The 23,788-nt window shown below is 48.8% G+C and carries 22 protein-coding genes; 8 read left to right on the top strand and 14 right to left on the bottom strand.

The genetic code is table 11. The features are described from left to right. On the top strand, positions 1–98 hold a 98-nt coding region (locus ACO0LE_RS19600), incomplete at its 5' end, for an IS3 family transposase (RefSeq protein WP_422958693.1). Between the two features lie 78 nt (positions 99–176). On the opposite strand, the gene ACO0LE_RS19595 is transcribed toward ACO0LE_RS19600, so the two are convergent. The 8 genes from ACO0LE_RS19595 to ACO0LE_RS19560 all read right to left on the bottom strand — a co-directional run bounded on the left by ACO0LE_RS19595 (position 177) and on the right by ACO0LE_RS19560 (position 8,782). Beyond that, positions 177–2,150, bottom strand: a complete 1,974-nt coding sequence (locus tag ACO0LE_RS19595; protein WP_422962010.1) for an ATP-binding protein — start codon at positions 2,148–2,150, stop codon at positions 177–179. 13 nt (positions 2,151–2,163) lie between these two features. Beyond that, positions 2,164–2,985: a substrate-binding periplasmic protein gene (locus ACO0LE_RS19590; RefSeq protein ID WP_422962009.1), complete on the bottom strand. Its 822-nt coding sequence runs from the start codon at positions 2,983–2,985 to the stop codon at positions 2,164–2,166. Between the two features lie 258 nt (positions 2,986–3,243). Beyond that, positions 3,244–3,867 carry a glycine zipper 2TM domain-containing protein gene (locus ACO0LE_RS19585; protein WP_422962008.1) on the bottom strand — a complete coding sequence of 208 codons (624 nt, stop codon included), beginning with the start codon at positions 3,865–3,867 and terminating at the stop codon, positions 3,244–3,246. A 255-nt stretch (positions 3,868–4,122) separates the two neighbouring features. Next, on the bottom strand, positions 4,123–5,316 hold the full coding sequence (locus ACO0LE_RS19580; protein ID WP_422962007.1) for a PLP-dependent aminotransferase family protein: 1,194 nt from the start codon (positions 5,314–5,316) through the stop codon (positions 4,123–4,125). Between the two features lie 88 nt (positions 5,317–5,404). Continuing rightward, a complete protein-coding gene (locus tag ACO0LE_RS19575) occupies positions 5,405–5,863 on the bottom strand; it encodes a RidA family protein (protein ID WP_422962006.1) in 459 nt (152 codons plus the stop codon). Between the two features lie 193 nt (positions 5,864–6,056). After that, complete coding sequence (locus ACO0LE_RS19570; protein WP_422962005.1) at positions 6,057–6,938, bottom strand: DMT family transporter; 882 nt, start codon at positions 6,936–6,938, stop codon at positions 6,057–6,059. Between the two features lie 61 nt (positions 6,939–6,999). Further along, positions 7,000–7,596 carry a LysE family translocator gene (locus ACO0LE_RS19565; protein ID WP_422962004.1) on the bottom strand — a complete coding sequence of 199 codons (597 nt, stop codon included), beginning with the start codon at positions 7,594–7,596 and terminating at the stop codon, positions 7,000–7,002. 214 nt (positions 7,597–7,810) lie between these two features. Beyond that, entirely contained in the window at positions 7,811–8,782 is a 972-nt protein-coding gene (locus tag ACO0LE_RS19560; RefSeq protein ID WP_422962003.1) for a threonine dehydratase, read from the bottom strand. A 331-nt stretch (positions 8,783–9,113) separates the two neighbouring features. Between ACO0LE_RS19560 and ACO0LE_RS19555 the strand changes: the two genes are divergently transcribed. Further along, the gene (locus tag ACO0LE_RS19555; protein ID WP_422962002.1) at positions 9,114–10,532 is read left to right on the top strand and encodes a PLP-dependent aminotransferase family protein; all 1,419 of its coding nucleotides are present in this window, start codon (positions 9,114–9,116) and stop codon (positions 10,530–10,532) included. Positions 10,533–10,562: 30 nt separating this feature from the next. On the opposite strand, the gene ACO0LE_RS19550 is transcribed toward ACO0LE_RS19555, so the two are convergent. Then, on the bottom strand, positions 10,563–11,657 hold the full coding sequence (locus ACO0LE_RS19550) for a GGDEF domain-containing protein (protein WP_422962001.1): 1,095 nt from the start codon (positions 11,655–11,657) through the stop codon (positions 10,563–10,565). A gap of 510 nt (positions 11,658–12,167) precedes the next feature. Here ACO0LE_RS19550 and cysS point away from each other — a divergent pair. After that, a complete protein-coding gene (cysS, locus tag ACO0LE_RS19545) occupies positions 12,168–13,541 on the top strand; it encodes a cysteine--tRNA ligase (protein WP_422962000.1) in 1,374 nt (457 codons plus the stop codon). A 132-nt stretch (positions 13,542–13,673) separates the two neighbouring features. On the opposite strand, the gene ACO0LE_RS19540 is transcribed toward cysS, so the two are convergent. Further along, complete coding sequence (locus ACO0LE_RS19540; protein WP_422961999.1) at positions 13,674–14,408, bottom strand: substrate-binding periplasmic protein; 735 nt, start codon at positions 14,406–14,408, stop codon at positions 13,674–13,676. A gap of 786 nt (positions 14,409–15,194) precedes the next feature. Between ACO0LE_RS19540 and htpG the strand changes: the two genes are divergently transcribed. Both htpG and ACO0LE_RS19530 read left to right on the top strand, forming a co-directional pair. Further along, positions 15,195–17,114 carry a molecular chaperone HtpG gene (gene htpG / locus ACO0LE_RS19535; RefSeq protein ID WP_422961998.1) on the top strand — a complete coding sequence of 640 codons (1,920 nt, stop codon included), beginning with the start codon at positions 15,195–15,197 and terminating at the stop codon, positions 17,112–17,114. A gap of 227 nt (positions 17,115–17,341) precedes the next feature. Further along, positions 17,342–18,478: a patatin-like phospholipase family protein gene (locus ACO0LE_RS19530; RefSeq protein WP_422961997.1), complete on the top strand. Its 1,137-nt coding sequence runs from the start codon at positions 17,342–17,344 to the stop codon at positions 18,476–18,478. Positions 18,479–18,651: 173 nt separating this feature from the next. Here the strand turns inward: ACO0LE_RS19530 and ACO0LE_RS19525 are convergent, their stop codons facing one another. From ACO0LE_RS19525 to ACO0LE_RS19510, 4 genes are all read right to left on the bottom strand, one after another. Beyond that, complete coding sequence (locus ACO0LE_RS19525; protein ID WP_422961996.1) at positions 18,652–18,969, bottom strand: hypothetical protein; 318 nt, start codon at positions 18,967–18,969, stop codon at positions 18,652–18,654. 203 nt (positions 18,970–19,172) lie between these two features. Next, the gene (locus ACO0LE_RS19520) at positions 19,173–19,631 is read right to left on the bottom strand and encodes a GNAT family N-acetyltransferase (protein ID WP_422961995.1); all 459 of its coding nucleotides are present in this window, start codon (positions 19,629–19,631) and stop codon (positions 19,173–19,175) included. Positions 19,632–19,679: 48 nt separating this feature from the next. Further along, positions 19,680–20,207: a GNAT family N-acetyltransferase gene (locus ACO0LE_RS19515; RefSeq protein ID WP_422961994.1), complete on the bottom strand. Its 528-nt coding sequence runs from the start codon at positions 20,205–20,207 to the stop codon at positions 19,680–19,682. A gap of 114 nt (positions 20,208–20,321) precedes the next feature. Further along, a complete protein-coding gene (locus ACO0LE_RS19510; protein ID WP_422961993.1) occupies positions 20,322–20,960 on the bottom strand; it encodes a helix-turn-helix domain-containing protein in 639 nt (212 codons plus the stop codon). Between the two features lie 299 nt (positions 20,961–21,259). On the opposite strand from ACO0LE_RS19510, the gene ACO0LE_RS19505 reads away from it, so the two are divergent. The 3 genes from ACO0LE_RS19505 to ACO0LE_RS19495 all read left to right on the top strand — a co-directional run bounded on the left by ACO0LE_RS19505 (position 21,260) and on the right by ACO0LE_RS19495 (position 23,520). Then, entirely contained in the window at positions 21,260–22,267 is a 1,008-nt protein-coding gene (locus ACO0LE_RS19505; protein ID WP_422961992.1) for an alpha/beta hydrolase family esterase, read from the top strand. A 202-nt stretch (positions 22,268–22,469) separates the two neighbouring features. Then, positions 22,470–22,865: a VOC family protein gene (locus tag ACO0LE_RS19500; RefSeq protein ID WP_422961991.1), complete on the top strand. Its 396-nt coding sequence runs from the start codon at positions 22,470–22,472 to the stop codon at positions 22,863–22,865. Positions 22,866–23,043: 178 nt separating this feature from the next. Continuing rightward, a complete protein-coding gene (locus tag ACO0LE_RS19495; protein ID WP_422961990.1) occupies positions 23,044–23,520 on the top strand; it encodes an FKBP-type peptidyl-prolyl cis-trans isomerase in 477 nt (158 codons plus the stop codon). Positions 23,521–23,788 lie beyond the last annotated feature (268 nt).

Raw genomic sequence — 23,788 nt, 5'->3', positions numbered from 1 at the left:
TTGATTACATCGAAGTGTTCTACAATCGCAAACGGCGACATAGTCATTTGAATCAGATGAGTCCCCTAGCTTTCGAGCAACAACAATTTGGAAGTTAAGAGTTGTCTACGAAATTAGGGGAAGTCCATTAAGTACTGAAAAAGGTTCAGATACTATTATTTCAATTTGATAAAAGCCTAGCTTACTACCCGTGGCAATGTGATGATGAAGCGAGTCCCCTTATGGGCGGCGCTCTCAACAGTAATTTTACCTCCGAGCACACCAGTAACAAGATTGTAGACAATATTCAATCCCAATCCACTCCCCCCCTGTCCAAGTTTTGTCGTAAAAAATGGATCAAAAACCCTACTCAGATTAGCCTCGGGGATACCTTTACCATTATCTGACAATACAATCTCGACGACGTCCGAATCACGCTGTGCTGCGGAAATAATCACTGCTCCGCGTATATCACTGTCGAAAGCGTGAATAAACGCATTATTGATTAAATTCGTCATGACCTGCCCTAATGGTCCAGGATAACTATCCATAATAATTTTAGGCGGAATATGACAGACAACTTCATGTCTGGTCTTTCGGATAACAGGACCAAGTGTCAAAACGTTTTCTGCGATAGTCTCGTCTAACGCAAACAAGCGACGATTTGCACTGGTCTGATCTACTGCCACCTGTTTAAAGCTAACGATCAGCTCTGACGCCTTACTCAAATTACGCACCAAAATATCTGCACCAGCTCGCGAATTTCCAAGAAATTCATCCAAAGTTGAACGGCGCATTCCTTTCTGTAATCCTTGAATAATTTCCTCGGTATGCTGTTGCATCGTACTGGCTACTGTCACGCTTATGCCAATTGGCGTATTTAACTCGTGTGCAACACCAGCGACAAGCGATCCAAGCGCAGCCATTTTCTCTGTACGCAGCAACTCATGCTGAGCTCGTTGCAGATTTTCAAGAACAATAGTCAGCTCCGTGTTTGCCGCTTCAAGCTCCTTTGTACGCTCAGATACTCGTCGCTCCAAGCTTGTGTTCAAACTAAGAATTTCAGATTCGTTATGTCTTTTTTCCGTAATATCTTCCTGCACAAGTACCAACAAAGTTTCATCTCCCAGACGTATCAAGCGACCAGAGATATTACAGAGCAAGATTTTTTCCTTATGACCGCAATGCAGCCACGCTTCGTAGTCATGCACTTCTTGATGACGCTCAATATTTTGCATGACGTAGTCTAAATCGTCAGGATTACGCCAAAGGGATATTTGCTTTTCTCTATTATGTAAAATTTCATCGTGGGTCCAGCCAAACTGGCGAACCCAAGCATCATTTACATCGACCATGACAAATACATTCGTTTTGCGAAATACCGTCATCGCTGCTGGAGAAGCATGGAAAATAGCGGTAAATTTATCCTCGGTAAACCGCAATGCCTGTTCGGCTCTCAAACGCTCATTCAATTCAATTTGCAAGATTTTATTTTTTTGATCACGGTCTGCGATCAACGCCCCCAAGTCAAGGCGCATCTTATCCAGACTTTGTGAGAGATTACCAATCTCATCAACCCGACGAACAGGCAGAGGCTGGTCTAAATTTCCTTTTGCGAGACTTGCAGTCGCTTGCTGCAAATCTTTAATGGGTCTAACAATACGGCGTTCAAATAGAAACAGAATGAAAGCGAACGAAATCAAGACCTGAGCAAGGAGTGCACCGCCCATTTTTAAAAGATCAGTAATTAATTCTTTCTTTAATCTTCCGGAACTAAGTTCAACAATCACCTTACCAATCCGTTTGTTTTCTAGACTACCAAGGTAAATGCTCCGCTCTTCTCGGTAGGTATCTCCTGATCGACGCGCAGGTATATTGGCATGAACAAATTGATTCTGTGACTCATCCTCGACTGTTACGCTAACCACTTCAGGATTGCGCATAACTGCTTGGATGAATTCATTTGCGATTTCTTTATCAACATTCCAGACGGGAACTTCCATCGCGCGCGCTAACATATCGGCATACTGCGACATTGGAGTTAATACGCGCAAATTCAACTCGCGCTCGTACCTATCCTGCACCAGAAATCTACCAAGCACCAAAGCCGGTAGCAAAATCCCTAGCGCAACACCAAGAATAAGTATTTGTCGGAGTGTAAGTTTTCCCAATATATTCTTATCGCTATTTGGTTTGCTTACGCCAAACCTGAATATTATTTTCGATGAGTTTATTCATCACATTTAGTTTGTTCAGTTTGAGCATTGCTTTAGAAATACGTCCTCGCATTTCTCCGGTGTTACAGACTGATTTATGAGAAAAAGTAAGGTAGAGACTTTCGTTGCTGACGGGCGGATTAACTGTTTTTAGTCCCAAAATATTGAGTTTCGCAACATAGGCCAATCCGGGATCTTCTTCATATATTAGATAGTCAGCACGAGAAAGCGCCAACATTTTCAGTGCCTGTTCTAAGCTGGGGACGGTATTGATTTTTAAGGATTCTTTTGCATAACGGTCAAATTCGTCGCCAAAGCTATTGTTTATCACCGTTACGCCCAGTCGACTCTTCAGGTCACTCCATTTTTTGTATTGGAACACTGCGTTATCTTTGGTCCAGATTACCGATCGCGTCTCTCTGAAAGCGGGATAGAAATAATCCATATAATCAAGCCGAGGTTGAGTAAAAAAAGCCCCCGCGATCAGGTCAACTCTGCCTAACTTAGCCTCCTCCTGCACTCGCCCCCAAGGACCGGAGTATTTCAACTCAATACTGACACCGATTTCTTTTGCCAGCATTTGCATCAAATCAGCATTTGCACCAATTAGTTTATTGTCGTCATCGGGATCTCGCCAGAGATAAGGAGGATATTCAGGATTACCCGTTGCCACCAGGGCTTTGCAAGATTGCGCACTGACAGTCGATGTAAGCATCGTGCAGACCATGAGCAAAACTGCACTACATACCGGCTTCACGATGACACTTACATTTCGACTATCAAGCTGCATGACGCAATACCTCACAAATTGGAGAAATACCCTGCTCTCAAGGTGCGGAACCAGCACGCATGATCTTAGCAACAAAGATATGAACGAGGAGCAACAATAGTTGCAATGTTACAAAATTGCGACAGGATAAGACATGCGCAAAAGTACGTAGCTCGAGATAACCACTAACTTAGTCTGAGCATACCTATTTAGAGAGATCAACCATGCTTTAAAAGAGCGATCGTGCTTTTACTAACTCGCTCTATCCTCCACTTTAAATTACCTCTTTACGACACTATTGCCAGAATTCCGCACTAAATCGCCTTGATTCAAACCTGGGTCGTGATCGAAGTTAAATGTATTTCTTTCGCCGTTATCGTATTGAACTGTCACATCCCAAGTCTTACTCGATTTCGCTTTTTGTTCAATTTTACGACCCGCATACGCCCCGCCAGCTGCACCAGCAATAGTCGCCAGATCGCGCCCAGTGCCATTACCGACCTGGTTTCCAAGAATCGCTCCTGCGACGCCACCAGCGATGACGCCTAGTGCGCTGCCCTCACCATCCTTATCGTTCACGTTAACGGCAACAACTTTGCCGCAGCCAACGCAGGAGTCAAGTTGTTTGGTCGAAACGGTTACAGCCTTGTTTGAATTTACATTGGAGTTTGAATTAACTTTGGCAGCGGCAAGAGCGCTGTTGTATTCGGACTTAGCATCCCGCAGGCACTGCATTCTGGCGGCAGAACTTGCTTCTTCAGAGCATAATTTTTTATCTTCTGCATAGCGATTTGCGGCATTTTTTGTATCCGCTGTGTACAGCTGTTTAGCACTCAGCGTTTGAGCCTGCGCGCCACCGGCGATTGTCAGTGTTATCGCCAAAAATAAGATTGATCGTTTCATCAGTTCACTCCATATGTAAAAATTAAAAAGCTATTGCTTCCTCTATAACGGCTACCATACAAAATGGATTACCTATATGACAATAGTTAACAGTTTAGTCTATCGACAACGAATTGCCAGACGAAAAAAAACGAATGGCCACTAAGCACATTCGTTTTTTATTTATCAGCGGCATCAAACCATTACGGCCCTTTTACACGCCATCCTTGATTTGATGTTGTTGCCGACCCTATTGATTTAACAGATCTTATGGATTTATACCTTAGCCTTAATGAGCTTACCCAGTTTTTCAATCCCTTCGTTGATACGCTCTGGAGACACGGTGACGAAGCTCAGGCGCAAGGTATTGGTCGCCGGATTATTCGCATAGAAAGGACCACCCGGTACGAAGGCAACATTTTGCGCGATCACCTCATCGAGTAATTGTTTGCTGTCGATATGCTTAGGCAAAGTCACCCAGATAAACATGCCACCTTCAGGCCGCGTCCATGTAACGCCTTCAGGGAAATACTTCGTCATCGCATTGAGCATGACATCGCACTGACCCGAGTAAAAACTGCGTATAGTCGGAATATGCTCACCGAGGAAGCCGTCCTTAATAACTTCGTACACGACCATCTGCGTCAGCGTTGCGGTATGCAGATCAGCAGCCTGTTTGGCTTGCTCTAATTTACGGATCAGTGGTACTGGTCCAACGACATAACCAAGGCGAATGCCCGGCGTCAATACCTTCGAGAATGAGCCCATGTAGATCACGCCATTCGGATTCATGTTCAGCATCTTTGGCAATGGTTCACCGCTGTAACACAAATCGCCGTAAGGATTATCCTCAATCAATGGGATTCCCATGCGGGCACAGGTCTCAACCAATTCCATCCGACGATCGAGCGATAAAGTACGGCCAGTCGGGTTTTGGAAATTCGGCAGTGCATACATCAATCGTGCGCCATGACCTTTTGTCGCGACCGAGGCCGGGATCAGGCCATGATCATCGGTATCAACTGATTCAAAATGCGGCTGATACACCGAGAACGCCTGCAAGGCGCCAAGATAGCTTGGTGTCTCAACCAGAATCTTGCTACCTTCGTCAATCAGTACTTTACCCAGAAGATCCAGACCTTGCTGCGAGCCAGACACCATTAGAATCTGCTCAGGCAAAATCTTGGAATCTGCTGTCGACAAGGAGTCTGCAATAAATTCACGCAAAGGAGCATAACCGTCAGTCGGGCCATACTGCAATGCCGACTTGCCTTGTTGCGACAATACCTTATCGAACGCCGCACGCATACGATCTACCGGAAAAGTCTCTGGCGACGGCAAGCCACCGGCAAATGAAATCACTTCAGGACGCATGGTTACTTTTAGAATTTCCCTGATCACGGAGCTTTGTAACTGCTCTGCGCGTTCAGAAAATTTCCACTCTATCGGGGTCGGGTTTTCAAGTTTCATGCTGGTCTCACTGAAGTTTTTCAAACAATTTTATAATTTTATGATGGAATAACTGGCTGGCTTAGCTGAATCGGCAGACTCAGTTGACTTAAGCAATTTCAGCAATCAATTCAATCTCAACACAAGCACCCATAGGGATTTGTGCCACGCCAAAAGCGGAGCGCGCATGCTTGCCTTGCTCACCAAAAATCTCACCGAACAACTCGGATGCGCCATTCGTGACCAGATGTTGCTCGGTAAAATCACCAGTGGAGTTCACCAGACTCATGACTTTGACGATACGTTTAACGCGATTCAGATCGCCGCCGCAAGCCGCCTGGAGCGTGGCGATGAGGTCAATCGCAACCGCACGGGCCGCAGCTTTGCCTTCTTCGGTACTGATATTTTTACCTAATTGACCTACCCACACCTTGCCGTCTTTTTTGGCGATATGACCGGACAAAAACACGGTATTGCCAGTTTGAGCGTACATCACATACGCAGCAGCGGGCACAGCAACGGTTGGCAACTCAATATTCAAGGCTTGAAGTTTTTCGTAAAAAGACATGGTTTATTCCAAAAAAGTAAGGTGGTGCACCCGGCAAACACAGGCGACTGAGTAATGCTATGTAAAGCTACGTGAATAGCAAAGATAAACTAAGGTCAGTCTCATATTGTAAGCTCCTCACCACCCGATTAACACCCCCAATAAGCACGAAACCGCTTGATTTAATTTGGAGAGTGAGGGGTTTTAAACAAGTTCACCGTTGAATCTTCATACGGCGGCCTATCCCCACCACAAGGATCACGGCCAGGGCAAATGCGACGTTGCTCAGGGTTAAATTTTCACCTACCAGCAAGGCAGCGCCGAGCAGCGTCAGAAATGGCTGAATTAATTGCACCTGCCCGACCCGGGCGATACCACCGATTGCCAGCCCCTTGTACCAAAAGAAGAACCCGATGAACATTGAAAATAACGAGACATACGCAAAACCAAGCCAGGCGTGCGCCGACGCCTGCAAGCCATAGCGCCAGCCCAGCCAGACTGTTACCGGCAGCAAGACCGGCATCGACAAGACCAGTGCCCAGCAAATCACCTGCTGACCACCCATTGTCTGCGACAAACGTCCACCCTCGGCATATCCCATGGCAGCCGCAATCACGGCGGCAAACAAAGCGAAATCTGCCAGATGAAAACTTCCGCCACCTTGTTGCAACGCAAACGCGACGACCAAGCCACTGCCAATCAGTGCCATGATCCAGAACCCTAACGACGGACGCTCATGAAAACGAATCGCCGCAAATAAAGCAGTTGCCAGAGGCAAAATACCCAGCACGACCGCTCCGTGTGAAGCCGGTACATAATGCATTGCAATCGACGAGAACACCGGAAAGCCGACTACAACGCCCAACGCCGTAATCAGTAATCCACGTAACTGCTGACGATCCGGCCATTGCGCCCGCATCTGCCATAGCAAGACTGCGGACAAGGTCGCCGCCACCACCGCACGTCCCAACGCTACAAATACCGGATTGAGCTCTGCTACCGCCATCCGCGTGAATGGCAAAGTCAGGCTAAAAATGGCGACACCAATCGCCCCCAGCCACATGCCGCGCGTCTCTGCTATTTTTTGTGTTGTCATGAGCTTTTGTTCTGTTTTTGATTATTTTTTGACTATTTTTTCTACTATTTTTAGGAAATAGTTAGAGAGTGAGCATCCATACAGCCGTCAGCGCTAACGCCAGCCCCATGCACAGATTGAAATTCCGTAAGCGATTGCCGACTAACAGCCAGCTACGCAAACTCTGTCCCATCCACGCCCACGCCATGATGCTCAATGCGCTGGGGACAACAAACCCCAGACTCATCCACGACATCCGCGCCACAAAATCGGCATGACCAATCGCGTAGGTCGAGGTTGCGGCAACCAGCATCATCCAGGCTTTAGGATTCACGATCTGGAATAGGGCGGCCTGCATCAGGCTCAGCGGCTTGATCGCCTCCGAGGATGATAGCTGGCGTGAGAAACAGAGCTTCCAAGCGAGATACAACAGATACGCATTGCCCGCCAGCTTCATTCCCCAGACCAGCAACGGACTCGCCTGCAAAATCGCCATGCCACCCAAACCCACAACCCACATCAGCGCCACAAAACCAATCGGCACACCGGCAACCTGCGGCAATGCTGCCCGCAGACCATGATTCACCCCCGTTGTAGCCGCAATCGCCACATTCGGTCCCGGCGTAAAAGAAGCGATCCAGGCAAAGGTCGTAAAGGCGAGAATTTCGGCGAACTGCATAATAGCTTTCTTCAGATTGATATAGCGGGCCTGCGAATGAACCAGCGAACTAATAAATTAATGAACAACGAACAAATGAAAAAGGAATGGACCGATTCGTCATATCCGCCGGTCAAACTGACCAAGAAAAAATATACTAGGTAGGTGTATTTTTTCAACCACTAATAAAAATAAGCGGAATAAGGACTATTTACCCACATACTCCCCTTATTATCTAAATAGCGTCGCTTAATACTTCAGCGAATACCTCATGATCCACATTGCCGCCGCATAGCGGCACACCGACTTTTAAGCCACGCAAACTGTGTTTATCCCGCATCACAGCAGCCAGCGCCGCAGCACCCGCGCCCTCGGCGACATTGTGCGTGGTGACGAACAATAACTTCATCGCCTCCGCAACTTCCGCGTCGGACACCGCCACAATCGTATCGACATAATCAAAAATAACCGCCAGCGAAGCCTGATCCGGCACACGGCACGCTAAGCCATCCGCAAGTACGGTTGTCACTGGCGAGGTGACTAAGCGCCTTTGCTCAAATGAGAGCTGGTATGCCAGCGCATGACTAGACACCACACCGACAATTCGCGTCGCCAAACCCAGCGCATTACGCGCTGCAATCGCCGCACAGATACCAGAGCCCTGCCCCACCGGCACATACACCACATCCAGCGCAGGCTGCGCCTTGAGCAATTCCAGCCATGACGTCGCTACACCGCGGACCAGATCGCGATGCAGCGATGGCACCATATGCAAGCCGCGCTCCTCGGCTAATACCAAGGCGTATTCACGGCTCTCCTGAAATTCATCGCCGTACTCAATCAGCTGGGCACCGAGCGCACGCATGGCAGCGTTTTTCTCTTTGCTATTTCCCCGCGGTACTACAATGGTTGCCGCCAGCCCGACCCGCCGCGCCGCATACGCAATCGACTGCCCGTGATTACCCCGCGTCGCCGCAATCACGCCCCGGACATCGGGTGTACGCTGCAACAACTCCTGCATATACACCAGCCCGCCACGGACTTTAAAAGCGCCGGTCGGCGTATGGTTTTCGTGCTTAAGCCAGACCTCCGTACCAATCGCCTCGCACAGCAAAGGCCAGACGTATTGCGGTGTCGGCGGCAATGCCGCATAAACGATGTCAGCGGCGGTCGTTATCTCGGATAAGCTGGGCAAACTAAAATTCATCGTATCTCCTGCGGTATCAATTGACCGGCTTAGTTGTTGAGTCGTTTGTTGTAACGTTTGCTGGGTCACCCGTAATGTAGCCTGCTATGTCGCTTGCCATGTCATTTACGACATCACCTGCTACCTTGTTTGCAAGCTCATTTACGCCGTAAAGCAAGCTGATGCTTTTGCATCATGAATTCTTTCACAGCAGATTGCGCACCTATCTGTTTGTGCTATCCTAAGCGCAAAAACCAATACAGTACCAGTACAATAAAAAAGATAATTTCCACACTGTTACGGCAAATTTCCCAATACAATTTCTTTGATACAGTTTCTTTGAGGACGAGCTATGAATGGTAGCAGCATGATTTCGCGCGACTCTGGCGGCTCACTGGTGGAGCAGATTGTCCGCAATATCGCAACCCGCATTGACGACAAGCTGTTGCGCAATGGGGCACGTATGCCGTCGATACGCCAATTCGCAGATGAGCAAGGCGTCTCGCGCTTCACCGTGGTCGAAGCCTATGACAGGCTGGTGGCAAAAGGCTATCTGGAATCACGTCGCGGCTCGGGATTTTTTGTGCGCGAACGTGCCTCGATGATGACACAGCATGACAATACCCCGCAAACCATCGCGGGATCACAGCAGCTTGATGTGGTCTGGCTGGTAAGGAATATGTTCCGCCAATTGCCGCCACAAAAAATGCCTGGCTCCGGCGTCCTGCCACATGACTGGCTGGATGGTGAACTGGTCGCCAACGGCCTGCGTTCTATCAGCCGCCTGAATCAGAATCTGTTACTGCACTATGGTACACCACAAGGATTTCTGCCTCTGCGTCAGCAATTGCAATTAAAGCTTGCCGAACTGGAAATCGCCGCCGCACCCGAGCAGATCGTCATGACGACTGGCGTCACCCAGGCGCTGGATCTGGTCGCACGCGAATTTACACGACCGGGTGACACCATCTTCGTTGATGATCCCGCCTGGTTTTTGATGTTTGCCTCCTTCGCGATTCTCGGTGCTAAAGTCATCGGCATTCCGCGTTTGCATGACGGCCCGGATGTGGTCAAGCTCGCCGAACTCGCCGCTCTGCATAAGCCCAAGCTCTATATCATCAATTCGGTCATGCACAATCCGACCTCCACATCCTTATCCGCCGCTAAAGCCTTTCAGGTATTAAAGACCGCCGAAGAACATAATTTCATGGTGGTCGAAGATGATATTTATTGCGACATGCATCCGGGCACAGCGGTACAGGCAGCGACGCGCATCGCTGCACTGGATCAATTGAACCGCGTAATTTATTTAGGTGGTTTTTCTAAAACACTGGCAGCCAATTTGCGCGTGGGCTTTATCGCGACCTCGCATGAATTAGCCGTGCGCCTGTCAGACCGCAAGATGCTGTCCACTCTCACGACGACCGAAATCGGTGAACGCGTGGTGTATAAAATTTTGTCCGAAGGCCATTACCGCAAACACGTCGATCGCATTCGCGTCAAACTGGACTCTGTACGGGATGATGTGACTAAGCGTATCGAGCATCTCGGTATGAAGGTCGATTACCGCACACCTGCCGGCATGTTCTTGTGGACCGATACTGGCTGTGACACGAATGCACTGACCGAGAAAGCGATGGAACAAGGTTTTCTGTTGGCGCCGGGCAGTTTATTCTCGCCGAACCAACTCCCCTCCACCAGAATGCGCATCAATATTGCAGCGATGTCAGATCCCGGCGTCTGGGAGTTTTTGCAAAAAGAAGTGTCATAGAAATTATGCAGGTCTGTAAGGTCTGCTAGCTCAGGCCTCGCCACCGATCACGCTGTCATACGCGTGATCATTCGCCACTCGGGCCTTGGCTAGCGAGGCATCAGCACGCTGCAACATGCTCGATGCGGTATCGCCCTCCTGCATCGTCGCAACGCCCATGCTGACCGTGACACGCAACTCTTTACCAGAATATGCTACCGGCATTGCCAGTACAGTCGCCCGGGTACGAGCCGCAATCCGGTCCGCGTCTTCGGCGCTGGCCTCTGGCAAAAGAATACAAAATTCTTCATTGCCATATCGCGCCAGACAATCATAACTGCGGGTCGCCCGCTTCATCCTGCGCGTGACCTCAACCAACACAATATCGCCAGCATGATGTCCGTGCAGATCACTGATCTGCTTGAGCTGATCCAGATCAAGCACCAAGATCGATAAGGATTTACCCAGACGCACATGACGCTGCAATTCAGAATCCGAGATGCGCATAAATTCGCGGCGATTGACAACGCCGGTCACCGGATCGATCGTCGATTGACGCTCTATCTCTTGCTCGGCACTGAGAATTTTACGACGATAGCGATGCAGATACGCCGAGATAGCATGGCCTGAATATGCGCCCGCCAACAGCATCGACGTGACGCTGATCGTGTAAGCGGACAATGCTACCTGCTGATATGCCAGCAAACACAAAGACGCCGTCACAAACACAATCATCGGTGCACGCAATGCCCGCAAAGGCAAGGGAATCGCAATAAAATAAATCATCGCCAGCCAGGCATCAATCAGATAATGCCCAAAATACTCCCGCGGTAAACTCGCATTACTGGCAAACTGGGTGAACAACACAGGCACGATCCACAGCAACATATCTCGCTGCAGAGTGTCTGCGCTGGGAGTCGTAGCAAGGCGCCTCAACAACACAGCTGACCCAATCACGACCACCGTACGCAAGACCAGCAACGCCAGCAAGCTCATCGTCAGGCCATGAAATAAATAGTCGACATATAACAACGGCAGACTCGTCCAAAGCACAATCCTGACAACCTTACGGCACTGCCCTCTGTCTTGCTTCAGATAATAACTGCGATAGGCCTCGTCGCTGACATCGGGATAACGTACTTGCATCTTGCTCTCCCTGCTCTTCTTGTTTTCAACGTTTAATAAAGCTGACGAATCAACTATTCGAATCAATCGAATTACGATCCTGCAATCTGATTATATGGTGCCGAACGCAGAGTGCAAACTGAACTGCAAGACAATCTGTTCAAACATTTCTCCGGGCAAACAATTCGACTAGATAGACAATTTCTGTGATAAATTCTTATCTTATTCGCTTGTCCTTATTTACCTATATTCCCCCGAATTCACACTCACCACACTGTGACAACATACAACCACCAGACCAATATTGCATTCGATGACAGCACGCCTGTACTCGCAGGCAGTCTGACGTCTGCGCTAGTACTGCTACCCTGTTGTCGCTGTTGATCCTCTGCTGACCTCGTTCTCACATACGCTTAACTGTAACAGCCACCGTCATGGACGGCATGTACTAAAGCTTATCATTCGCTAATAAGCAATAACGTGCGCGAGTGACCGCTTCACTCTTCCCTTTAATTTGATTTCTCATTCGCTATGCAACTCTACCTCTACGACAATTGGGAACGCCAGCTCCGTTTGTTCACACCATTACGCCACGATTGGATCGGCCTGTATTGCTGCGGCCCGACAGTGTATGACTACGCACATATCGGTAACCTGCGCACCTACCTGTTTGAAGATCTCTTGCGACGCACACTAGAATTTAATGGTCACGTGGTGCGCCACGTCATCAATATCACCGACGTCGGCCATCTGGTCTCGGACGCCGACGAGGGTGAAGACAAAATGGAAAAAGGCAGCCGCAAAGCTGGTGAGTCTGCATGGGATATCGCCGAGAGATTTACCGTCGCCTTTACATCCGACCTAAACAGCCTGAACATGCTGCCACCCACTATCTGGTGCAAAGCGACCGATCACATCGCAGAGCAAATCGATTTTATCGCCGCGATCGAACAAAAGGGATTTACCTACATTACCAGCGACGGCGTATATTTCGACACGTCGCAACAAGAGGATTACGGCTATCTGGCACGCCTCAACCGCGATGGCATTGAGGGTGGCAAACGCGTCGAACTTGGCGAAAAAAAACATGCGACAGACTTCGCCCTTTGGAAATTCAGTCCTGCGGATGAACAGCGCCAGATGGAATGGGACAGCCCATGGGGACGCGGCTTTCCGGGTTGGCATATCGAGTGCTCGGCAATGGCAAGCAAATATCTCGAACCGTGGTTCGATATCCATTGCGGCGGCGAAGATCATATCGCCATCCATCACAGCAACGAGATTGCGCAGAATCAGGCCTGCCACGGCACACGCCTCGCCAACTACTGGATGCATGGCTACTTCCTACAAATCGATGCAGGAAAAATGTCTAAATCCAGTGGCGATTTTCTACGCCTGCAAACATTGATCGACCAGCAGGTCGATCCGCTTGCGTATCGATTTTTGTGCCTGTCAGCGCACTACCGCAGTCAGATGAATTTTAGCTGGGACGCGCTGGAGGCCGCGCAAACTGCACTAGGCAGATTGCGTGATACGTACTTCGCCCTGCCAGAAGGCGGCAAGGCCGACAGCAGCTACGTGACTCGCTTCCATACCGAAATCAATCAGGACCTGAATGTGCCAAAAGCACTGGTCGTCATGTGGGAAGTTTTAAAATCGACGCTGAATGATGCCGATAAGAAGGCAACCCTCAATCAGTTTGATCGCGTCCTAGGCCTAGATCTGGCGAACTGGCAGCCAGCCGTACTCACGATACCTGACGAGGTGCAAGCACTGGCAGAACGCCGCCGCCTGAGTCGTCTGAATAAAAACTGGGCAGAATCAGATGCACTGCGTACCGAGATTCAAGGCTTGGGATACGAGGTTGAGGATACTGCGGGAGGGATGCATATCCGGAAGGCCTAATAATTTTGTAGCAAATAAATATTTAGAAACACAGGAGCCGTAACCCTACGACACTGCCGTCAATCAATCCCCACTCTTGCAAAAGAGTGGGGATATTTATTATCACTGTTTAGCGATGCTATTCTTAGTCACCTACCGCTTTTGAAACTCTCCCAAAATCCGTGCAATCGTCCCGTCTTTTTTCATTTCTTGTAGCACCTGCACAAGTGCTTTCGAGTTTGCGCTTTTTGCGAATTCCGGACGACTACGTAATACGTGAGCACCGTAGCCGATCTGCAATACGTTTATCAGCATTGCTTCAGAGCCTGTTTTTTCTGCTGCGGCAAGGATGGCGGGTTGACTACCGATCAGGCCGGCGAGTCGTCCTGACTCCAGCATACGAAAACCGTTTTCGAGCGTATTGACTTCGACCTTTTTGATGCGACCATCCTGCCCGAAAGGCCCGTAACTCAAACGCCGCATGGTACCTATCCCCTTTTCGGCAGAAAGCCCGATCAGATCTTCATAGGTCTTTGCGACTGAACCCAGCGCAATGACGACGACGATTGGATAAGTGGTGACATCGGCAAGCTGTGTACCCTCTTCTTCGGAAAAATTATTGACTTGAGAAATACTATAGGCATCTTTTTCCAAGGGAAATTGTGTGACATGCCTTGAGCTAGGAACAACAATCATGTCGAGAGGAATGCCAGAGCGTTTACTCAATTCTTTGACGATGCGCACATTGATACCATCAAATTTATCCATACGCTCAGTCGCAAATGCGTAGGGTGTCACTTCGGTCAAATAGATGTTCACTGCATCAGATGCAGGAGTCCAAAGCAGCGCGGTAAAAAAAATCGCAACGAGTCGGATGAATTGTTTCATATGACTGTAAATAAAAAATGCACAACGTCTTCACTATATCTGATCAATTCTCAAATACAAACGCAGAGCAAAATGCGCTCAAAGTGATGGCCGTAATTGCGTCTGAAATTCCGACAAATACGATCAAGCCAGTCCACTTTTTTCATTGCCACCATCATGTCGCGTAACCGAACCGTCATGACAATTTTTGATGGGGGGGGGACCGCGCCTGTGCCGGTTTCTGGGTAAATAAGTTACTGAGACACAGATCAACTAACGAGCAAGCCCTCGCCGTCATGTAGACAGCAAGCAGCCAAACCATAAGAATCAGAATAAGCTCAAGGCTGCAATCATTCGACGCATCATGTTCAGTCTTTGTTGAATATTGCTGATAACGGTGTTGTCATTTGCACTGACCTGCGCTGCGCGTATCAGAAATTACGCGTTAACGACGTTTTGACCATGCAATAGGATTGTAGTTGAATTTTTGTTTATAAAAAATTAACAATAGAACTTCGCTATTTCTAAGACGAATTTTGCAAGTTGCACCACGAACACTAATTTTGAAATGCGTCGTGTCCCATGAACCTTATTGCTCATATCCCATCTTTATCAATAATCAGTTTATGGGGAGTATTTTTGAATCCCTATGTAAATAAAGCGGATTAATCCTATTTTTTTCTTATACTTACCCCCAGTATCATTATTTACCACTGACCGGATCTTGAAAAAACTCAACTCAGCCACATAACAGGCAAGCAAAATCTTTCTGCTTTTCACCATCCATAAAAATAGTTTGAGGGAAACATGTCCGACCAAAAACAAACCATGGGCTTTCAAGCCGAAGTCAAACAACTGTTGCAGTTGATGATTCATTCACTGTATTCCAACAAGGAAATTTTCTTGCGCGAATTGATTTCAAACGCTTCCGACGCTGCCGACAAGCTGCGTTTTGAGGCGATCAATAACGCCGCCTTGTTTGAAAACGATCCTGAACTCAAGATCAAAGTCAGTTTCGATAAAACTGCACGCACCATCACCATCGCTGACAACGGCATCGGTATGACGCGCGACGACGCCATTGCGCATCTGGGTACGATTGCCAAGTCGGGTACGAAAGAATTTTTCGGAAAACTATCTGGCGACCAGCAAAAAGACGCTGCCATGATCGGTCAGTTCGGCGTAGGGTTCTATTCCGGCTTTATCGTCGCGGACAAAATCACGGTTGAATCACGTCGTGCCGGCACCGCCGCCGACGCAGGCGTGCGCTGGGAATCCGAAGGCGCAGGCGACTTCAGCGTAGAAGATATTACTAAAGCCGATCGCGGTACATCCATCACGCTGCACCTGCGCGAGGGTGAAGATGACTTCCTCTCTTCATGGAAATTGAAGTCCGTGATCCGCACCTACTCCGACCACATCTCTCTACCGATTCTGATGCAAAAAGAAGAGTGGGACGAAGAGAAAAAAGAACAGGTGCTGAAAGATGAACTGGAAACGGTTAATCAAGCCAGCGCCTTGTGGGCACGCAGCAAGAGTGAGATCACGCCTGAGCAATACGAAGAATTCTACAAACATATTTCACACGATTACAGCGCGCCGCTGACACATACGCATAACCGCGTTGAGGGTCGCAGCGAATATACGCAATTACTGTACATTCCTGCTCGCGCACCGTTCGATATGTGGGACCGCAACAAACGCGGTGGTATCAAGCTGTATGTCAAACGCGTCTTCATTATGGATGATGCCGAGCAATTAATGCCGGTGTATCTGCGCTTTGTGAAAGGTGTCATCGACTCCAATGATCTGCCCCTGAATGTCTCGCGTGAAATTTTGCAGGAAAGCCGCGATATCAAGGCGATCCGTGAAGGCTCGACGAAACGTGTTCTCGGCATGCTGGAAGAATTGGCAAATGCCGAAGGTGACGATGATTCTCAAGCCAAGAAAGATAAATACGCCAGCTTCTGGACCGAGTTTGGTCAGGTATTGAAAGAAGGCATAGGCGAAGATGCCCCGAACAAAGAGCGCATTGCTAAACTGTTGCGCTTTGCCTCCACACACAACGATAGCGATGCACAGACCGTCTCTTTCGCCGACTATCTGAGCCGCGCTAAAGAAGGTCAGGACAAAATTTACTATGTCACAGCCGAAAGCTATGTCGCAGCAAAAAATAGTCCGCACCTCGAAATTTTCCGCAAAAAAGGCGTGGAAGTTTTGCTGCTGACCGATCGTGTGGACGAATGGATGCTGTCTTTCCTGAACGACTTCGACGGCAAAGAACTGGTCTCAGTTGCCAAAGGTGATCTGAACCTCGGCACGCTCGAAGATGAAGCCGAGAAAAAGCAGCATGAAGAAACCGAAACGCAATTCAAGGATCTGGTCGAGAAGATGAAAACTGCGTTGGTGGATAAGGCCAAAGATGTACGCGTGACTTTCCGTCTGACCGACTCACCTGCTTGCTTGGTTGCGGACGACAACGAATTATCAGGCAACCTGATGCGCATGCTGAAAGCGGCAGGCCAGACAGCGCCAGAATCAAAACCAATTCTTGAAGTCAATCCAGACCACCCATTAGTACAACGTCTGAAGTACGAAGAGAAGAAGTTCGACGACTGGGCCAATATTCTGTTTGATCAGGCAATGCTGGCCGAAGGTGGATCGCTGGCGGACCCGAGTAGTTTTGTAAAACGCCTCAACGAAATGTTGCTAAACGTCGCAGCGTAAGGTAGTGAACCTTCCTGATAACTGCAACTCTTCTCGCGCGCTGGTCGCAGCAATAAGCGATTAAAAAATAAACCCACCACTCCGGTGGGTTTATTTTTTCCGCCCCATTCTTAATTACTTGAAATAACACTGCCAAAGCTGCCGACTGATAGTCAAGATACATTTTCATCGGCACAAAATCGGCAACAACGGTAATATCACCGCATCGCAACAATTCTCCTAGCGCCATGACAACACAAGAAACCGTTCTCATCCTCCAAGGTGGTGGTGCCTTGGGTGCCTATCAAGCAGGTGTGTTCGAGCAATTACACGAACACGATGTTCAACTCGACTGGCTCATCGGCACCTCGATTGGTGCAATTAATTGTGCACTCATTGCTGGCAACCCGCCAGAAACGCGGGTGCAGCAATTGCAGGCGTTCTGGCAAAGCCTGTCACCACCGACCCGCCCCGATCAGCCTTGGTCGATTTTTTCGCCGTGGTTGCAGCAATGGGGCAGTGTCAATGATGCGTGGAATAGCTGGAAAAATTCTTCCGAAACAATCGGCACACTGACCAATGGTGTCCCAGGTTTCTTTAAACCCCGTGTCGGTGCCGGTTGGGATATGAATGCCAAAGTACCGTTAAGTCAGAATAGTTTTTACGATACCGGTCCGCTCAAAGACACGCTGGAAAAATACATCAACTTCGACTATCTGAATGAAGGACGGATGCGACTCAGCGTCTGCGCCGTCGATATCAACAGCGGTCAAATCAAGACCTTTGACAGTAGCAAACAACACATAGGCCCGGAACACATCATGGCCAGCGGTGCTTTGCCACCAGGCTTTCCACCTGTAGCGATTGAAGGACGGATGTACTGGGATGGCGGCATCTATTCGAACACACCGCTGGAAGTTTTTTTGGAAGATACCGTAGAACGTGATGCCTTGTGTTTTATGGTTGACCTATGGGATCCGACCGAAGCAGCACCGGAAACCATGGCAGAAGCTCTCGCCCGTTATAAAAGTATTCAATACGCCAGCAGATCAAAAGAGCAGCTAGAAACCCGTCAACGCATCCAGAATCTGCAAAAGGCTATACGCAATTTAACCGAACATCTCTCCGCCGCCGAACGTAAAAAACCCGAAGTACAAAACCTGATTAAAATGGGTTGCGAACACACCATTAATGTCGTCCACCTGATCATGAAAGCCCTGCCCGATGATCAGTATTTTAAGGATATCGACTTCAGTAGTGAGACGGTACGTCGACGCTGGCAAGCTGGCCTGCATGATGCGAAACGCGCGCTGAAACACAAGGCATGGTTAGAGCCATTACCTGCCCATGCGGGTCTGGTGATCCATGAGCTGGCACAGGAATGATGTCAACTCCTACTTTGACTCAGAAGGAGTTTTCATCCACCGACTTTCGCCATAAAACTGAAAGGACGCGGCACGTACAACGGTGGTCGAAACGCGAATACTTAAGAAGAGTCTAGGCAAAAAGGTGCGCATGGCGCACCTCACTGGCTAAATTGAAATATTTTAGTCGATAATCAATTCTGAGAATTCGGCTGTATGGCGCTAATCGGTAGCACACATTTGAATTGTAGCTCTGTGGAACCAAGTCGCCCTATACCGGCAGGTATGGTCGTTACTTCTACTGTTTTGACTTCAAGTTTTTTCTCTCTGCAAAAAGCATTTGCCTCTTGATAGACTTCAGCTTTATTACTTAGCGACACGCCTACACCAGGTGAGCCATCTTTTTTACCTATCAAGTAAGTATCTTGTCCCATCGATATAACGCCTGTGCTCTGGCAGCCAGTAAGTATCAACGCCAAGGTTGCGAAAACTAAAAACTTAATTTGAATCAATTTACTTCCTTTTTTTAAAATTTAGATAGCTCGTTTGATGGGAAGCGGCATATTGCATTTTATTAATTCAATTTGCAACCTAAAAATGTACTGCAATGCTTTTTCATGCCGTCAAAGGTGGCAACCCAAAAAGAGAAGCACAAATAGCAATAAAAACATTTTTTTATAATTTCGATGCCAACTTTTTTAGGATTTTTTCTAAATCAAACAACAAGACCCTTACACATAAACACGCTTAAAGGATCGTCAGGATAATCGCCGAACCGACCGCATACACGGTAGCCAACGTGTTCATAAAGACGTATTGCCTCGGTCTGACGCGGTCCGGTTTCCAACTTTATTTCCCGGCGGCCAGCTTGACGGGCTGCCGCTTCAAGCAGACTCAATATCTGTTTCGCCAGCCCCTGTCCGCGCTGATCAGGACGTACATACATGCGCTTGATCTCACCGTACTCTGACGCCAGAACAAGCGCAGCGCAAGCGACTGCACGTTGCGCTGCATCACGGGCAACGGCACAAATCAGTTGCTGTGCAGAGACTGCGGTCAGGTCAAGTGCATACACACTTTCTGCCGGGTACAAACTATGTTGATACGCATCCAGCTCGGCAATCAACGCCAGTACATCTGCTTGATCTGGCGATCCCACATTGATGGTGACCATATGAATTTAACTTACCTAATAATTTGGCACCTATTATTTACTTACCTGTTAAATGGATTTGAAATAAATCGTGGTCGAGCACAAACCACCTTGCGGCCACAGGGCGTAGTCTGGAATACGTCCGCATCGCTGCCAGCCAAGCCGCTCATATAAAGCTTCGGCGCCACCGCCGGTCGCGGTATCTAGCATCAGCAGCGTTTTTCCCGCTGCACGTGCCGCTTGTTCTGCCGCCTGCATTAGCGCCGCACCGAGTCCATGTGCACGCACACGGCGATGTACTAGCAGCTTGGAAATATCGCCGCGATGTGGCTGATTCTCTGGCTGGCTCAATACTGCCTGCACCGTACCGACGATCATGCCCGAAGTATCTCTGGCAACCAGCAAGAGTCGCTCCTGGCGCACTACGCTGGCCGCGACACCCTGCCAGAACGCCTCTGCATTCGCATGCGACAACGGCTGCATAAAACTGACCGATGCTCCACCGTCAACGCAATCGATCAACACATCACACAGCGCTGCGATATCAGTATCATCGTCGAGCGCCTGCAACAACTGGATCACATGATCAGAGGGCATCAGAAACTCCCAAAGTAATTATATAAATGAAGAGATCGGTTGATAAACTTGTTGAAAGTAGCAGATCAATTCCAACTCATCACCAAGCAATCTAAGTTCACCATCTGCGTTTTCTTAAAGCGATGACGTATTAATCGCAACGACATAACGGACCGGACGCTTGCTAGTGTTTTGATACACAATCGCATTATTCTCATCCATCGCCAGACAATCGCCGCTCTCCAGATGATGATGTACATCACCCAATATAATTTCCAGAGAACCATCCAGGATCCAGACCTGCTGATGTATCCCTACCTCACGTAAACCTGCGGCATAGGACACCCTCGCACCGGCACGGAACTCCACCTCGACCAGTTGGATAGACGAACGAAAATGCGGCGGCGAAATATTTCGGCGACGATAACCAGACTGCGGATCGGTCCATTGCAATTGCGCCTCACGCCGAACCAGAGGATTCGCATCGGGCTGTGGCTCTTCAAAAAAAGATGCCAGCGTCACGCCCAGACCAAACGACAATTTATCTAGCACAACCGCGGTCGGGCTGCTCTCCCCGCGCTCAATCAAAGAGATCATCGAACGGCTCACACCCGACTTGGTCGCCAGCGCATCGAGGGACATAGAGCGCTCTGCACGCAGGCTACTCAGGCGGTTTGCTATGCGCTGGTTAATATCAGGCGATGTGTCAGGCTGCTGTTCAGACTGATGACCCGACTGATGGTTAGACTGTTGAGTAACTTTTTTGGCTTGCATGGTGTGTATAGATTGCTTAGTTTGATTAGCTCAATCAACTTCTTTCATAATGGATTTATTTTCCAATTTATTGGATGTTATGTCAATCGCTTTTTCCGACGCCAATTTCCCGCTGCAATGGTTGAAATGGCTAGATCTTGGACAAAAATTTCTGAACGCAGGAATTAATAACAACACAAGATAATCAAAGCTTTCAATCGGTGTAGTAGAAAGCATCCAAGCCCGGTTGCTCGTGTTAGTGTTCGTGCTCACATCTGCACCGGCACATCCAGCAATCGTTCTCACTACGAGGTCTTTTAATGAAAAGTGTTTTACGTTTTCTTCGCATCAGTCTTCTGGGTTTGATCGCCCTCATTGCGGTGGCTGGGCTGCTATTTGGCTACTTCATTTACTCTCCTGAACCAGAACTTCCAAAGCTATCTGGAACGCTGACGAAGGAGTCCATCGAAGTCAATGGATTCATGCGCACTTACCTGACCTACTTACCGCAAGGATTGGCAAAAGGAGCGCCGCTGGTCATGCACGGATCGGGCGAAAACGGCGCGCAGATAAGGATCGACACCGGATATGGATATGAGCGCCTCGCCGACCAGCATGGTTTCGCAGTCGTCTACCCGAATTCTTATAGTTTCGACTGGAACGATTGCAGCAAAGTCGGCGACTTCAGTGCCAACGGACGTGAGGTAGACGATACCGGCTTCCTTAGTGCGCTCGCCGACAAACTCATCACTGACATCGGAAGTGACAGAAACCGCGTATTTGCAACTGGTGTGTCGTCTGGCGGTTTTATGTCAATTCGGCTTGCACTAGAAGCGTCTTCCCGGTTTCGTGCGATTGCTGCGGTATCGGCAAACGTACCATCACCGGAGAATTTTAAATGCAAGCCCGCCGAGCAATCGACTAAGGACATTCCAGGCACCTCGGTCATGATCATGAATGGCACCAAGGATCCGCTGGTCCCGTTTAATGGTGGAGAATCGAGTCTCTTTGGCTTGTTTTACAAAGGCGGCAATGTCCGCTCTTCGCAAGACTCAGGTCAATATTTTGCCGATCTCAACCATCTCTCTGGCAAGCCTGCAACAAAGCTCAGCACAGTCGCCGATGGTGTGAACGTCGAGCAATTCTTCTGGCGCAACAACACCAAAGTGGAAGTCGAACTGGTTGCTATTCAAGGTGGTGGACATGGCCTTCCACAACCCTATTTCCGTCGCCCGCGATTACTGGGACCATCCCCCATGGCACCGGATGGACCGGCAATGATCTGGGCCTTTTTTGAACGGCAATTTACCGCTGACGCAATCAAATAAACAATCCTCACGTCAACACCTGCAGCCCGCATCGATTCACGCAGTAGCAGCTTTATATCAAAAGCCTTGGTCGCCTTTAAAGGTAACCTGGGCTTTTCATTTTTTTCTTCGACAGGAATAAGCACTCATATTCAGGCATCAACAACATCAGTAAAATACAATTTGGAATCAACGAAAGCCAATCGCCAACGAGGAGAATGCTATGTACATCCCGCCTGATTTCGGGACCGTTACACCGTATTTTTTTGTCGCTGATGCAGATGCATTCGTCCATTTTTTAACACAGGGATTGGGTGGTACTGAAACCCTCCGATCCCTGCGTCCCGATGGCAAGATCGCGAATGCCCAAATACGCCTCGGCACCTCCACCGTCATGGTGAGCGAATCCTCGGCCAAGTATCCGCCCATGCCCGGCTCGTTTTATCTCTACGTCGCCGATGCGGACCTAAGCATGCAAAAAGCACTCGCCCATGGCGCGACCATAGAGATGGAGGTACAGGACATGCCCTATGGCGACCGACAAGGCGGCGTCAGGGATACGCATGGCAATATCTGGTGGATATCACAACGCCTGGTGCATGCACCCTACTCTGAATAATCCGCTATTGATGTGCTACATATTTAACGGGCGCAGCAGACGCGCCGATGAAGCAAGCTGCGGTAAGTGCTCCTCTTATCGGTACGCAGAATGACTAATTCCGCTATCGCACTCAAACATCACTAGCAGCACTTCGGTTAAGATGCTTGCACTTTTATTCCAAATCTGAAAGATGCAAATGAAAATTGATAAAGATACTGCCGTCACCCTGCGTTTTACCGTCGCCGAAAGCACCGGTAAAGTCATTGAAAACGGCAAAACTCCCATCGCCTATTTACACGGTGGCTATGACAACCTGCTCCCCAAAATAGAAGAGACGCTGCAAGGCCAAGAGATAGGTTTTAAAGCCACACTCGACCTGCCACCAGAAGATGCATTTGGCCTGCGTGACGAAAGCCTGCTACGCACAATTTCAAAGGCAGACTTCCCTCCCGGCGTCAAAGTAGGTGCCTCGTTGCAAGGCGTGAACGATGCAGGACAAGAACAGATTTACACCGTACTCAAAATCAAAGGCGATCAAGTCATGCTAGACGGCAATCACCCGCTTGCAGGCAAATCCCTACGCGTCGGCTTGCAGGTCTTAGGCGCACGTCCAGCGACAATGGAAGAAATTTCACACGGTCACGTGCATGGTGATCATGGACATCAGCATTAACGGGGCGGCATCAATTGATTGAGATGCCGTCTTTTGGTTGGTGATTAGGCACCCATTGCTTGGCATTCAATTTTACCGACATAGCACTTGCTTTTATCTTGCCGTTGAGAGCAAGCCTATGCTAATTCTCGGATCGATATCTGAACTTCCCAGACTTTACTAGACACTTTGAAGCCTCTGGAAATAAGCGTCTTCATATTTGACGGGCGATAGTCCGCCGTTGTGTGAATGACGTTTGATTGGATTGTAAAACATCTCGATAAAATTA

The sequence above is a fragment of the Undibacterium sp. Xuan67W genome, from assembly GCF_049340165.1.
Taxonomy (GTDB): Bacteria; Pseudomonadota; Gammaproteobacteria; order Burkholderiales; family Burkholderiaceae_D; genus Undibacterium.
Note: the sequence above shows the minus strand (reverse complement) of the source record. Positions and strands in the feature narration are given on the sequence as shown.

Excerpts from the sequence above, each read along its gene's own strand:
- ACO0LE_RS19590 (WP_422962009.1), bottom strand. The coding sequence starts at position 2,985 with ATGCAGCTTGATAGTCGAAATGTAAGTGTCATCGTGAAGCCGGTATGT.
- ACO0LE_RS19585 (WP_422962008.1), bottom strand. The coding sequence starts at position 3,867 with ATGAAACGATCAATCTTATTTTTGGCGATAACACTGACAATCGCCGGT.
- ACO0LE_RS19580 (WP_422962007.1), bottom strand. The coding sequence starts at position 5,316 with ATGAAACTTGAAAACCCGACCCCGATAGAGTGGAAATTTTCTGAACGC.
- ACO0LE_RS19575 (WP_422962006.1), bottom strand. The coding sequence starts at position 5,863 with ATGTCTTTTTACGAAAAACTTCAAGCCTTGAATATTGAGTTGCCAACC.
- ACO0LE_RS19570 (WP_422962005.1), bottom strand. The coding sequence starts at position 6,938 with ATGACAACACAAAAAATAGCAGAGACGCGCGGCATGTGGCTGGGGGCG.
- ACO0LE_RS19565 (WP_422962004.1), bottom strand. The coding sequence starts at position 7,596 with ATGCAGTTCGCCGAAATTCTCGCCTTTACGACCTTTGCCTGGATCGCT.
- ACO0LE_RS19560 (WP_422962003.1), bottom strand. The coding sequence starts at position 8,782 with ATGAATTTTAGTTTGCCCAGCTTATCCGAGATAACGACCGCCGCTGAC.
- ACO0LE_RS19555 (WP_422962002.1), top strand. The coding sequence starts at position 9,114 with ATGAATGGTAGCAGCATGATTTCGCGCGACTCTGGCGGCTCACTGGTG.
- ACO0LE_RS19550 (WP_422962001.1), bottom strand. The coding sequence starts at position 11,657 with ATGCAAGTACGTTATCCCGATGTCAGCGACGAGGCCTATCGCAGTTAT.
- cysS (WP_422962000.1), top strand. The coding sequence starts at position 12,168 with ATGCAACTCTACCTCTACGACAATTGGGAACGCCAGCTCCGTTTGTTC.
- ACO0LE_RS19540 (WP_422961999.1), bottom strand. The coding sequence starts at position 14,408 with ATGAAACAATTCATCCGACTCGTTGCGATTTTTTTTACCGCGCTGCTT.
- htpG (WP_422961998.1), top strand. The coding sequence starts at position 15,195 with ATGTCCGACCAAAAACAAACCATGGGCTTTCAAGCCGAAGTCAAACAA.
- ACO0LE_RS19530 (WP_422961997.1), top strand. The coding sequence starts at position 17,342 with ATGACAACACAAGAAACCGTTCTCATCCTCCAAGGTGGTGGTGCCTTG.
- ACO0LE_RS19520 (WP_422961995.1), bottom strand. The coding sequence starts at position 19,631 with ATGGTCACCATCAATGTGGGATCGCCAGATCAAGCAGATGTACTGGCG.
- ACO0LE_RS19515 (WP_422961994.1), bottom strand. The coding sequence starts at position 20,207 with ATGCCCTCTGATCATGTGATCCAGTTGTTGCAGGCGCTCGACGATGAT.
- ACO0LE_RS19510 (WP_422961993.1), bottom strand. The coding sequence starts at position 20,960 with ATGCAAGCCAAAAAAGTTACTCAACAGTCTAACCATCAGTCGGGTCAT.
- ACO0LE_RS19505 (WP_422961992.1), top strand. The coding sequence starts at position 21,260 with ATGAAAAGTGTTTTACGTTTTCTTCGCATCAGTCTTCTGGGTTTGATC.
- ACO0LE_RS19500 (WP_422961991.1), top strand. The coding sequence starts at position 22,470 with ATGTACATCCCGCCTGATTTCGGGACCGTTACACCGTATTTTTTTGTC.
- ACO0LE_RS19495 (WP_422961990.1), top strand. The coding sequence starts at position 23,044 with ATGAAAATTGATAAAGATACTGCCGTCACCCTGCGTTTTACCGTCGCC.